Raw genomic sequence first — 12,510 nt, 5'->3', positions numbered from 1 at the left:
CGCAGCCGAACGGGATCAGCGCCGATCGCCTTCACGGGTACGACGACCCGGCCCCGGTCCGCGGGCGACCATCGGAGCCATGACCGGACCTTTCCGTTACACCTCACCCGTACCTCCGAAGTCGGCGACCGGAGTGGTCGCCGACGTGTACGCCCAGATGTCCACCGACTTCGGGATCGAACGCGCCCCGACCTTCGTCGTCCTGTCCGCCTCCCCTCCGCTCCTCACCGCGGCCTGGGCCCTGGCGCGCGAGTCGCTGCTGGCCGGTCGGGTGTCCCGTACGGACAAGGAGGTGGTGGCGGCCGGGGTGTCGCTCGCCAACCGGTGTCCGTTCTGCGTGGACGCGCACACCGTGCTGCTGCACGCCACCGGCGACCACCGGCTGGCGGAGACGATCGCACGCGGCGAGCAGCCGGGGGATCCCGCCCATCGCGCGCTGCTGGCCTGGGGCAAGGACATGAGTACGCCGCAGCCGTTCGGGCCGGCCGCCGCGGCCGAGCACATCGGGACCGCGCTCGCCTTCCACTTCATCAACCGGATCGTCTCCTCGCTGCTGACCGAGAGCATGCTGCCCGGCGGCCTCCAGCGCCTCCGCTGCGTACGGAGTGCGGCGGGCCGCGCCCTGGCCCGGACCGTGAGCCGCGAACTGGTGACGGGGCTGAGCCTGCCGATGCTCGAAACGGAGGGCGAGGCACCCGCCTGGGCGGCGGGCACCGCCGTCGGTACGGCGTACGGTGCGCTGCGCACCGCGGCGGAGCTGGGTGCCGGGCTGCTGAGCGACGAGGACGCGGCGCTCGTACGGGAGTCGGTGGCGGCCTGGGACGGCGTCACCCCGCTCCCCCTGCACGGAGCGGGCCTGCCGGACCGGTCGGAGCGGCCGGGCGCCCGGCTGGCGCTGCTCGCGGCGCGCGCCCCGTACCGGATCACGGACGAGGACGTGGCCGCCTGGCTCGCACCGCCGTTCACCGATCACTGCCTGGTCCACCTGATCGCGTTCGGCGCGATCTGCGCCATGGGGCGCGTCGAGGCCACGCTCACCACCGAAACGAAGGAGCACGCATGACAGTCGCCGAAGCCTGGAACGGACCGCTCGGGCAGCACTGGGCCGCCCACCCGGACCGCTACAACGCCATGCTGGACGGGTTCGACGGGCCGCTGTTCGACGCGGCGGCGGTCGGCACGGGGGACCGGGTGGTGGACATCGGCTGCGGCAGCGGGCTCACGACGCGGATGGCCGCGCGGCGGACACCGGACGGCCGGGTCACCGGCGTCGACATCTCGGAGCCGCTCGTCGCACGGGCCCGCGCACTCACCGATGGCGAACAGTTCCCGCATGTCACCTACCGGTTGGGCGATGCGCAGAGCTGCGCGTTCGAGCCCGGCGGATACGACCTGGCGATCAGCCGGGGCGGGGTGATGTTCTTCGCCGACCCCGTCGCCGCGTTCACCAACATCGCGGGCGCGCTGCGGCCGGGCGGCCGGCTGGCGTTCCTCTGCCCACAGCCCGCACAGCCGGACGGCGAGGAGCGCAAGGCGCTGGGCCTGCTGGCCTCCCTGCTGGGCCGGGACCACACCACCGAGAACGCGGTGGCCGCGGCGATGGCATCGCTCTCCGAGCCCGAGCGCATCCACCAGGTCCTGGGTGCGGCGGGCTTCGTGGACATCGAGGTGACCGGCGTGAGCGCCGACACCTGCTGGGGGAAGGACGCGGCCGACGCGGTCGAGTTCTTCGTATCCCGCGCCCCCGGCCTCACCGTCTCCGACTCCACCCGGGCCGCGATGACCGACGCCCTGCTGCCCCATGAGTCGCCGAGCGGGGTGATGCTGCGGGCGGGCGTGTGGGTGGTGACCGCACGCACTCCCTGACGACCTCGTGCACGATAGGCATCGCCGCAGGTCAGCGGCTTGTTTCGTCGTGGCGCCCGAGCCGTTGGCCTGCGCGGATGCAGCGACGGCTCCTATCGTCCACGAGGTCGTCAGCGTGTGGCCGGAGGGCGGTGCTCGTACCAGCGGCGGTCGGCCTCCAGTTGGGCGGCCAGCGAGATGAGCCGCTCCTCGCTGCGGGAGGGGCCGAGCAGTTGGGCCCCGACGGGGAGGCCGTCGGGGGTGAAGCCCGCGGGGACGTTGATTCCGGGCCAGCCCAGTACGTTCCACGGCCAGGCGTACGGGCACGCCTCGGTGATCGCCACATCGGTGCGCCAGGCGCTCAGTCCGTCGAACCTGCCGATACGGGGAGGCGGCAGGGCGGTCGTCGGAGTGAGCAGCACGTCGAATCCCGGGTATCCCGATCCGGCCCTGCCGCGGGCGGGGTGGAACAGGGCGCCGATGCGCCGGTGCTGGCGCACCTCCCGCTCCCTTGCCGCCCGCACCACCCGGCCGCCGAGCCGGGTGCCGGTGCGCAATGCGCTGCGGGTACGGGGGTCGAGCAGCGCGGGTTCGGGGTGCAGTGCGGCCAGTTCGGCGATGCCGGCGGTGGCACGGGGGAGGAAGCCGAGACCGATCAGCCCGTAGCGGGGGCGGGCCTCCTCGACGTGGTGACCGAGCCGGGCCAGTGCCTCGGCGAGTTCGGTGACCGCGCGGCGTACGTCCGGGTGGGGGGCCGTGCCGGTGAGGGTGAGCGGGGGGCGCCAGGCCAGGGCGATGCGGAGCCGGCCCGGGTCGCGGCGGGCGGCGGCCGAGGCGTCGACGGGCGGCGGGCGGTGCGGGTCTTCGGGGTGCGCCCCCGCGACGGCGTCCAGCAGCAGGGCGGCGTCGGCGACGGTCCTGGCCAGCGGGCCGTTGACGGTGAGCCCCTGGAAGGCGTCGCTGTGGGGGTGGACGGAGATCCGGCCGCGCTGCGGTTTGATGCCGACGAGGTGGGTCCAGGCGGCGGGGATGCGGACGGACCCGGCGCCGTCGGAGCCGAGCGCGGCGGGAACCAGCCCGGCGGCGACGGCGGCTGCCGAACCTCCGGAGGAACCGCCCGGTGTGTGGTCGGTGTTCCACGGATTGCGGGTGGCGCCGAAGGCGGCGCCCTCGGTGAACGGCCACTGGCCCAGTTCGCAGGAGTTGGTCTTCCCGACGATCACGGCCCCGGCGGCGCGCAGCCGGCGTACGGCCTCGCTGTCGGCGGTCGCGGCGGGCAGCTCTCCCGCGCAGCCGAAGTGGGTGGGCATCCCGGCGACGTCGGTGTCGTCCTTGACGGCGACGGGTACCCCGAGCAACGGCAGCCGCTCCCCCGCGGCGAGCCTGCGGTCGGCCTCGGAGGCCTCGGCGAGTGCGGCGGTCGCGCGCAGGTGCCGGAAGGCGTTGAGGGTGCCCTGGCTCGCCTCGATCCTGGCGAGGGCCTCGGTGACCAGCCGGGTGGCGGTGGTGCGGCCGTCCGCGAGGGCCCGGGCGCTGTCGGCCAGCCCGGCCGGGGCCTCGACGTCCGTTCCGGTGGATTGTGCTGAGGACATGGGCTGCCCGCCTCCCTCGTACCGTCAGGTGCGTACACCTGTCCGCCCGAACAGACTTACTGGAGGGTAACGAGTCGGGGGCGCTCCCTCAACCGTTCGGCGCAGGTGCCGCCGGTCCGTGTCGCCGAAATGTCGTCCACGGCGCCCGCACGGCGCCACTCCGGTCCGGAACGGCACCACCCTGACACCCGGCCTGGGGCCTTCCGTATGGATCAGGCCGGATCAGGGAGCCCGGCATGATCCGGTCGAGAGACCCTACGGCTGGACGGTGATCTCACCGATTCCGGTGCCGAGCCCGGCACAGTGCGCGGTCGACTGGCCGGACTGGCCCGGGTTGAGCGTGACGTGCTCACCGTCGACGTCCGGGGACCAGCCGCAGACCAGGTGCACCCAGAAGGTCTGCGCCGCGGAGCCGTTGTTCCGGCACAGCGCGTAGCCGGTGTAGTCGTCGACGGCGTGCTTGCCCGTCTCGCAGGACAGCCCCGGTGGCGTCGCCGCCGGCGCCACGGCCGAGGCGGCCGTGGCCAGACCGGTGGCCACCGCGAGCGCCGTGGCCACCCCTGCGACGGCGGCGCCCCGCGCTACGGCCCTGGACAGACTTCCCATGGACTTCTTCATGTTTCCCTCTCGGTCGTGACGAACGCGGTGCCGTGGCAACCGTCCCCCGGTCCCCATAACCGAAAACACCACAAAACGTCACGCTGCGTCGGCACCCCGGGGTGCCGCTCCGCCGGGCGACCGCCCCTCCCCCGGCGTACGCTCGAATGATCCGACCGCAGACCCGAACAGTCCCGCCACGACCTTTCGAGGAGGCGACGTGACCGGTCCACACCTCGGCACACGCGCGGCCGCATGGACGGCGGCGATCGTGCTGTCCGTCACCGGCAGCGGCGTCATCGGCAGCGGCGTGGCACACGCGGAGGACATCGACAACCTCAGCGCCCAGCAGATCGCCGACCGCTCCCGCGACGCGCTGCTCAGCACGCACTCCCTGCACCTGAGTACGAGCGGGGACCTCGGCAGGGGCAGTACCCCCATGTCTCTGGAGCTCACCCTGGACCGGGACGGCAACTGCAACGGTTCGGTGGACCTCGGCAACAGCCAGGGCTCGGCTCTGATCGTGAAGCGGGGCGACGACATCTGGATCAAGCCGGACGCGGACTTCTGGGAGAACCAGGTCCCCAACGGCGGTTCCGCCTTCGCCGCGATCGTGGGCGACCGCTACATGAAGGGGTCGGCCGACGACCCCCGGCTGAGCGCCCTGACGAAGACCTGCGACCTCAACACGTTCCAGAAGCTGGTCAGCGACAACGCGAACAACGACACCGGCACGCTCAACAAGGGCACGAAGACCACTCTCGGCAAGGCGTCCGTCATCCCGCTGACCAGGATGCGGGACAACACGACGCTGGTGCTGGACGTGGCGGCCACCGGCAAGCCCTACCCGCTGCGGCTCACGATCCAGGGCAACGGCGCCGACGCGGTCGTGGGCTTCTCCGCCTTCGACAGGCCGGTGCCCAGGACCACGCCGTCGCCGGACGACTCCTTCGACGTCAGCGCACTGCTGGGCCGCTCGACGAGCCCTGTGTGACGCTCTCGCGTCCGGTGAGCAGCACGTACAGCACCAGCGAGGAAGCCAGGCCGACCGCCCAGCCGTAGTCGGCGAGAGGCTTCAGGAACGGGATGAGGCCGTCAGCCGGGAAGGGCCCCTTTCCGGGCTCCGAGTGCGAGCCGCCGATCGCCAGGACACCCCCGACGGCGAACGCGGCGACGGCCCGCCAGTTCCAGCCGTTCGTGTACCAGTAGCGGCCGCCGGGCCGGTAGAGGTCGGCGAGGTCGAGCACCGTGCGCCGGACGATCCAGTAGTCGGCGATCAGGATGCCCGCCACCGTACCGAGCAGACCGCCGACGAGTCCGAGCCAGGTGAAGATGTACAGCTCCGGCGTCTCGGTGAGCTTCCACGGCATGATCACGACGCCGACGACCCCCGTGATCAGCGCGCCCGTACGGAAGTTGATCAGTTTGGGCGCGAGGTTCGCCAGGTCGTACGCGGGCGAGACGACGTTCGCCGCGATGTTCACGGAGATCGTCGCCACCAGCACCGTCACCAGCGCGTACAGCAGCCCGAAGACGTTGTCGGTACGGGCGACCAGTTGCACCGGGTCCCAGATCGCCTCGCCGTACACGGCCTGCGAACCGGAGGTGACCAGAACGGAGAGCAGGGCGAAGAGCGTCATCGTGGTGGGCAGGCCGAGCGACTGGCCGCGGATCTGGGCGCGTTGACCGGCGCCGAAGCGGGTGAAGTCGGGGATGTTCAGGGAGAGCGTGGCCCAGAAGGCGATCATCCCCATCAGGGAGGGGAAGAAGACCGGCCAGAACTCCTTGCCCCAGCCGAGCTTGGAGGGCTGGTCGAGCAGCGGGCCGAGGCCGCCCGCCTTGACGGCGACCCAGACCAACAGCACCAGCGCGCCGACGATGACGAACGGCGCCGCCCAGTTCTCGAACCTGCGCAGGGTGTCCATTCCCCGGTAGATGATGGCGAGTTCGAGGGCCCAGAACAGTACGAAGCAGAGCCAGAGCGTCCACGGCTGCCCGCCGATCTCGCCCGCCTCCGCCCAGCCGCCGAAGATCTTCCCGAGCAGCGTGAAGATGCCGACGCCGCCGATCCACGTCTGGATGCCGAACCAGGCGCACGCCACCGCGGCCCGGATCAGGGCGGGCAGATTGGCGCCGCGCAGCCCGAACGAGGCGCGGGCCAGCACCGGGAAGGGGATGCCGTACTTGGGTCCGGCGTGCCCGGTGAGCAGCATCGGTCCGAGGACGATCAGGTTGGCGAGCGCGATCGTGAAGACCGCCTGTTTCCAGTCCATGCCGAGGGCGACGAGGCCGGATGCGAGGAGCCAGGACGGGATGTTGTGGGCCATGCCGACCCAGAGGGCTGCGAAGTTGTACGTCGTCCAGTTGCGCCGCTCCAGGGGAACGGGCAGCAGGTCCTCGTTGACGAACCGGCGGTCTTCGGGAGCTGCGCCGGCGGGGAGTCCGACGCGGTCCGGGGCCGCGGGTATCCGGTCCCGGGATGGTGGTGGCGGTGGTGCGGTCGATGTCATGGCGGCTGGACCCTTCGCTCGGGGACGGTGCCGTGCGGGGCTGGGGAGGTGCGTACGACCGGAGGAATGCGGTGGTCAGTCGTTGAGCGCGGGGATGATCTCGGATCCGTAGGCGTCGATGGTCGCCTCGCGGGCGTCGTGCATGTTGTAGACGGCGAACTGGTCGACGCCGAGGTCGCGCAGCTGCCGGAGCTTCTCGATGTGCGCCTCGGGCGGGCCCAGCAGGCAGAAGCGGTCGACGATCTCGTCGGGCACGAACGTGGTGTCGGGATTCCCGGCGCGGCCGTGATGGCTGTAGTCGTATCCCGAGCGCCCGGCGATGTACGCGGTCAGCGCCTCGGGGACGAGGCCGGAGTGCTCGCCGTAGCGGGAGACCAGGTCGGCGACGTGGTTGCCGACCATGCCGCCGAACCAGCGGCACTGCTCGCGGGCGTGGTCGAGGTCGTCACCCACGTAGGCGGGCGCGGCGACGCAGATGGTCACGGAGTCCGGGTCGCGTCCCGCCTCGGCCGCCGCGTCCCGTACGGCCTTGATCATCCATTCGGTGAGGAAGGGGTCGGCGAGCTGGAGGATGAAACCGTCGGCCTTCTGCCCGGCGAGGGCGAGGGCCTTGGGTCCGTACGCGCCCATCCAGACGGGCAGCCGGCCGTCCTTGACCCAGGGGATCTGGATCGGCTGTCCGTCGACGACCGCCTCGCGCCCCTCGGCGAGGTCGCGGATGACGTCGATGGCCTCGCCGAGCCGCGCCAGGGTGTTGGGGCTGCGCCCGGCGACGCGCATCGCGGAGTCGCCGCGGCCGATGCCGCAGACCGTGCGGTTGCCGTACATGTCGTTGAGGGTCGCGAAGGTGGAGGCGGTCACCTCCCAGGTGCGGGTCCCCGGGTTGGTCACCATGGGGCCGACCACGAGGCGTTCGGTGTGTTCGAGGATGCGGCTGTAGATGACGAAGGGCTCCTGCCAGAGCACCGCCGAGTCGAAGGTCCAGCCGTAGCGGAAGCCGTTGCGTTCGGCGCGGCGCATCAGGCCGACGACGGCCGATGCGGGCGGGTCCGTCTGCAGGACGAGTCCGAAGTCCATGCCAGGTGCTCCTAGTCCAGGTACTGACAGGTGGCGCGCGGGGTGTACATGCCGTGGCCGGCGCGGCCGGTGAACGTACGGCGGTCGATGACGACCTCACCGCGCGAGAGCACGGTCTCCACCTGACCGGTGAGCCGCTTGCCCTCGTACGCCGAGTAGTCGACGTTCATGTGGTGGGTCTCGGCGGAGATGGTCTGTTCGGCCGCCGGGTCGTAGATGACGATGTCGGCGTCGGCCCCGGGCGCGATGGTGCCCTTCTTCGGGTAGAGGCCGAACATCCGGGCCGGGGAGGCACACGCGATCTCGATCCAGCGGCGGCGCGAGATGTGGCCGTCGACGACCGCCTGGTGCAGGAGGTCCATCCGGTTCTCGACGCCCGGCATCCCGTTGGGGATCTTCGAGAAGTCGCCGCGGCCCTTCTCCTTCTGCCCCGAGAAGCAGAAGGGGCAGTGGTCGGTGGAGACGACCTGGAGCTCGTTGTTCCGCAGCCCCCGCCACAGCGCTTCCTGATGCTCCTTCGGCCGCAGCGGTGTGGAGCAGACGTACTTGGCGCCCTCGAAGTCCGGCTCGGCCAGGTTGTCGGTGGAGAGGAAGAGGTACTGCGGGCAGGTCTCGCCGAAGACGGGCAGCCCCTTGTGCCGGGCGGCGGCGATCTCGGCGACGGCCTCGTCGGCGGAGACGTGCACCACGTACAGCGGGGAACCGGCGACGCGGGCGAGCTGGATGGCCCGGTGCGTGGCCTCGGCCTCCAGCGCCACCTTCCGTACGTCCCCGTGGTAGCGGGGGTCGGTACGGCCGGCGGCGAGGGCCTGCTCGACGAGGACGTCGATGGCGATGCCGTTCTCCGCGTGCATCATCATCAGGCCGCCGTTGGACTCGGCCCGCTGCATGGCCCGCAGGATCTGCCCGTCGTCGCTGTAGAAGACGCCGGGGTAGGCCATGAACAGCTTGAAGGACGTGATGCCCTCCGCGACCAGCAGGTCCATCTCCTTGAGCGACGACTCGTTCACATCGGCGAGGATCATGTGGAACGCGTAGTCGATGGCGCAGTTGCCGTCCGCCTTGGCGTACCAGGCGTCGAGCCCCTCGCGCAGGGAGCGCCCCACGGACTGGATGGCGAAGTCCACGATCGTGGTGGTGCCGCCCCAGGCCGCTGCGCGGGTGCCGGTCTCGAAAGTGTCCGCGGCGTAGGTGCCGCCGAACGGCATCTCCATGTGGGTGTGCGCGTCGACACCGCCCGGGATGACGTACTTCCCGGTGGCGTCGATGGTCCGGTCGGCGGTCCAGCCCGCTGCGGCGTCGGTGCCGTGCGCGGCGAGCGCCGCGACGCGGCCGCCTTCGACGAGTACGTCGGCGTGGATCTCGTCGGACGCGGTGACGACGAGGCCGCCGTGGATGACGGTGCGGCTCATGTACCCCTCCTCACTGTGGCGGAATGGGTCTACGCACGTAGACAAGGTGCGTGATGAAGAACGTAGAAGTGGGTTACCCACTGTGGCAAGACCGCTGCGGCTAACCGCTGAAGACGTTTCTGTTTCACCCGTCCGGCACCCAACCGGCCCAGTGCGCGGTGCGGTTCCGCCGGCCGGGCCGGGCACCCGCGCGTGTCGTATACGCGACGGATGCGGGACCCCGGGCCTCCCGGCTCTTCGAGCAGTGCTCTGGCGGATGCCGCACGTGGCGCCACCGGAGGCGGCTTCGCCTGACTCCGGACGGGCGAGTACGTCAGGTCCTTGCGGGGGAACCCGCCGGACGGGGAGCGGCAGTTCGGCCCGCCCTCCTCCCGGCCCCCTAGCTTCCTTTCATGATCAGAAACGGAATCATCGTCTCGGCGTTCCTCTGCGCCTCCCTCGCCACCACGCCCCTGAGCGCCGCCGCCGCGCCGGACGCCTGGCAGCGGGTCGGCTCCGGGATCCAGGGCGGCGTGAGCGGCATGGCGCTCGTCGAAGGCGCACCCTCGGGCCGCGGGCTGGCCGACGCCGTCGTCGTACGGGACAACAAGGGGGACCGCGAGAGCAGGCTGGCGACGGTACGCCTGCGACCCGGCCACGCGCCCGTCGTCGAGGAACTCCCCTGGCTCGGCACGCTCCCCGCCGACCTGGAGGCACTCGACGCGGTGCCCGGCCTCCCCGGCCATTACGTCGCCGTGGCCAGCCGGGGCGATGCGTACCACGTCGTCGTCGCGGACGGCCTGGCGACGGTCGAGCACGAACCCGTCGCCCTGCCGGGCCGGCGCGACGGCGACAACTACGAGAGCTTCGCGCTGCACCGGGACAGGTCGGGGAGGGCCTTCGCCGTGTGGGCGACTCGGGGCAGCGGCGACCAGAAGGCCGTCGTACGCGCCGCCGCGGTGCGTATCGGTGCGAACGGCCTGGAGTTCGGCATGGTCTCGGCGCGGCAGGAGTTCGCCGTACCGTTCCCGGACGAGGACGAGGTGCGACACATCAGCGACCTGAAGGTGCTCGGTGACGGCACCGTACTGGTGTCGGCGGCCTCGGACCCCAACGTGGACGACGGCCCCTTCGCCTCCGCGGTCTACGACGCCGGCCGGCTCACCGTGAACCCGGCCCATGACGCGGTACTGCGCCTGAAACCCGTGCGGGCCCTCGTTCCGCTGGGTCTCTTCACCAAGCACGACAACCGGAAGATCGAGGCCATCGCCGTCCTGCCCGGGGGGCCGGGCCTCTGGGGCACGGACGACGAGAACTCCGGCGGTTCCGTGACGTTCGAGCGCATCGGGCGGTAGCCGCCGGGGAGTCGGGGGCGCCAGGACGGCGCCCCCGACGACCCTTCAGGTGTAACGAACTGATTACGGGTCTGGTCCAAATGTTGAGTGCGGTTCATTCACCCGTCCCTTACGCGGTGTGGTCCGCTCACCGCCGGCCGCGAGTCTCGGACACGTCGCCGGACACCCCGATCGTCCGGTGCCCACCGACCGATCCCGGAGGATCACGTGTCCCTTCCGCGCTCAGCACGTACCGTGCTGGCCACCGCCACCGTTGCCGCCGTCGCCCTCCCGCTCCTGGCGGCCACCGCCCACGCCGAGGGCGCGGGCAGCAGGACCGCCGCCCCGTACGCGGGTCTGCCGTCCGGCACCAAGCAGACCAAGACCCTGGTCATCGGCATCGACGGCGCCACGTTCGACGCCTTCTCGCGCGCCGACGTCCCGCACCTGAACCAGCTGATGACCCAGGGGCTCACCGCACGGAGCAACCTGTACGCCGAGCCCATGGCGCCGACCGTCTCCGGTGCCGGCTGGTCGTCCATCGCCACCGGCGTCTGGCCCGACAAGCACAACGTGAAGGACAACAACTTCACTGCGCCTGACTACGGCCGGTACCCCGACTACGCGACCCGGCTGGAGACGGCCGACCCGGCGGTCTCCACGCTCGTCGTCGGCACCTGGAGCCCGATACCCCAGATCGTCTTCGGCGCGACGACGGACCTGCGGATCGCGGGCGGCGACGACGAAGGCACCACCGCCAAGGCCGAGGACTACCTCGCGCACGGCAACCCCGACTCGACGTTCGTCCACCTCGACGAGGTCGACGGCGCCGGCCACAGCTCCGGTTCGGCGAGCGAGGCCTACCTCCAGGCCCTCAGCACCGCCGACGCTCAGGTCGGCCGGCTCATGGACGCCGTCACCTCACGGCCGACGTACGCCGACGAGGACTGGCTCGTCGTCGTCACCGCAGACCACGGACACACCCCGACCGGCGGACACGGCGGCAACACCCCGCTGGAGCGCGGCACCTTCGTGATCGCCCGGGGCGGCGGCATCGCACCCGGCTCCGTGCGCGACGACGTCAGGATCACGGACATCGCACCCACGGTCCTGCGTCACGAGGGCGTCGCCACCGACCCCGCCTGGAACCTCGACGGCACCGCGCTCGCCGAGCTGAAGCCGGACGCCTTCGACGCGCTGCGCCCCGCACTCCACACCCCCGTCGACGAGACCAAGCTCCCGGCGGACGCCAGGGGTTGGACGAACACCGCGCCCGACGGCTGGTCCATCGACAACTCGATGATGCCGTCCGGCGGGGTCACCGAGTGGCGCGGCTGGTCCTTCGCCACCGACGAGTTCTGGACGAACACCGAGCGCGGCCAGGGCCGCGAGACGAACGTCCGGGCCCGCAACGTCTTCGCGGTCGCCGACTCCGACGAGTGGGACGACAAGGCGCACGACGCCGGCCCGTTCGACTCCACCCTGGTCAGCCCCGCGTACCAGCTGAACGGAGCGGCGCGGGCGACGCTCTCCTACGCGACGAACTACCGGATCGACGGTCCGCAGACCGGCGATGTGTACGTCTCCTACGACGGCGGCGCCCCGCGGCTCGTGAAGTCCTACCGCGCGAACGCCAACACCGCCGAGCACCTTGAGCTCACTGTCCCGGAAGGGGCGAAGTCGGCCCGGCTGAGCTTCCGTTACACCGGCACGAACAGCGCGTTCTGGACCGTCGACCAGGTCGCCTTCGGTCAGCCGAACCCGCCGTCACAGCTCGCCGTCGCCTCCCTCCGCGCCGACACGAAGCTGCTCGGCCGGCCCGGGTCCGACGCCGCGTGGAAGGTCACCGCGAACGGCGTGGTACGGACCGCGCAGGGCAAGCCCGTGAAGGGCGCGAAGGCCACCGCCGAGCTGTCGGCCGGCGGTACGGTGCGCAAGCTCACCGGCACCACGAAGAAGGACGGCTCGGTGCGGTTCAAGGGCACCGTCGGCCGGGGCACCGACCGGGCGACGCTGACGGTCACCGAGGTCCGCTTCCAGGGCCTGGCGTACTACGGCGAGCTCGACCCGGTCCGCACACTGGAGCTCACCCGCCCGACCGGCCACCGGGGCTGACCGGGCGCGGGGGCTGACCGGGCGCGGGGGCTGACCGGGCGCGTGGGCG

10 protein-coding genes are annotated in these 12,510 nt (G+C 71.6%); 5 read left to right on the top strand and 5 right to left on the bottom strand.

The window, feature by feature from the left end; translation table 11 throughout:
• The first annotated feature begins 79 nt into the window (after positions 1-79).
• Together ACIOEW_RS07160 and ACIOEW_RS07155 are read left to right on the top strand one after the other, a co-directional pair.
• A complete protein-coding gene (locus tag ACIOEW_RS07160; protein WP_401962112.1) occupies positions 80-1,063 on the top strand; it encodes a carboxymuconolactone decarboxylase family protein in 984 nt (327 codons plus the stop codon).
• A complete protein-coding gene (locus ACIOEW_RS07155) occupies positions 1,060-1,866 on the top strand; it encodes a class I SAM-dependent methyltransferase (RefSeq protein ID WP_401962109.1) in 807 nt (268 codons plus the stop codon). The genes ACIOEW_RS07160 and ACIOEW_RS07155 overlap by 4 nt, the downstream gene beginning before the upstream one ends.
• A 110-nt stretch (positions 1,867-1,976) precedes the next feature.
• On the opposite strand, the gene ACIOEW_RS07150 is transcribed toward ACIOEW_RS07155, so the two are convergent.
• Positions 1,977-3,437: an amidase gene (locus tag ACIOEW_RS07150; RefSeq protein ID WP_401962106.1), complete on the bottom strand. Its 1,461-nt coding sequence runs from the start codon at positions 3,435-3,437 to the stop codon at positions 1,977-1,979.
• Between the two features lie 255 nt (positions 3,438-3,692).
• Positions 3,693-4,055: a hypothetical protein gene (locus ACIOEW_RS07145; protein ID WP_362557435.1), complete on the bottom strand. Its 363-nt coding sequence runs from the start codon at positions 4,053-4,055 to the stop codon at positions 3,693-3,695.
• A gap of 199 nt (positions 4,056-4,254) precedes the next feature.
• Between ACIOEW_RS07145 and ACIOEW_RS07140 the strand changes: the two genes are divergently transcribed.
• Entirely contained in the window at positions 4,255-5,028 is a 774-nt protein-coding gene (locus tag ACIOEW_RS07140; protein WP_401962103.1) for a hypothetical protein, read from the top strand.
• Here the strand turns inward: ACIOEW_RS07140 and ACIOEW_RS07135 are convergent.
• From ACIOEW_RS07135 to hydA, 3 genes are all read right to left on the bottom strand, one after another.
• The gene (locus ACIOEW_RS07135; protein ID WP_362557439.1) at positions 4,991-6,544 is read right to left on the bottom strand and encodes an NCS1 family nucleobase:cation symporter-1; all 1,554 of its coding nucleotides are present in this window, start codon (positions 6,542-6,544) and stop codon (positions 4,991-4,993) included. The genes ACIOEW_RS07140 and ACIOEW_RS07135 overlap by 38 nt on opposite strands.
• Positions 6,545-6,619: 75 nt before the next feature.
• Positions 6,620-7,621, bottom strand: coding sequence for a TIGR03842 family LLM class F420-dependent oxidoreductase (locus tag ACIOEW_RS07130; protein WP_401962100.1), 1,002 nt, complete (start codon positions 7,619-7,621; stop codon positions 6,620-6,622).
• Positions 7,622-7,632: 11 nt separating this feature from the next.
• Complete coding sequence (gene hydA, locus ACIOEW_RS07125) at positions 7,633-9,033, bottom strand: dihydropyrimidinase (protein WP_401962097.1); 1,401 nt, start codon at positions 9,031-9,033, stop codon at positions 7,633-7,635.
• Positions 9,034-9,425: 392 nt separating this feature from the next.
• On the opposite strand from hydA, the gene ACIOEW_RS07120 reads away from it, so the two are divergent.
• Both ACIOEW_RS07120 and ACIOEW_RS07115 read left to right on the top strand, forming a co-directional pair.
• Complete coding sequence (locus tag ACIOEW_RS07120) at positions 9,426-10,367, top strand: hypothetical protein (protein ID WP_401962094.1); 942 nt, start codon at positions 9,426-9,428, stop codon at positions 10,365-10,367.
• A 207-nt stretch (positions 10,368-10,574) separates the two neighbouring features.
• Entirely contained in the window at positions 10,575-12,461 is a 1,887-nt protein-coding gene (locus ACIOEW_RS07115) for an alkaline phosphatase family protein (protein ID WP_401962091.1), read from the top strand.
• The last annotated feature ends 49 nt before the right edge of the window (positions 12,462-12,510 follow it).

Source organism: Streptomyces sp. NPDC087901 (genome assembly GCF_044742205.1).
GTDB lineage: Bacteria > Actinomycetota > Actinomycetes > Streptomycetales > Streptomycetaceae > Streptomyces.
The sequence above is the reverse complement of the archived record's forward strand: the minus strand, read 5'-3'. Positions and strand labels throughout refer to the sequence as shown.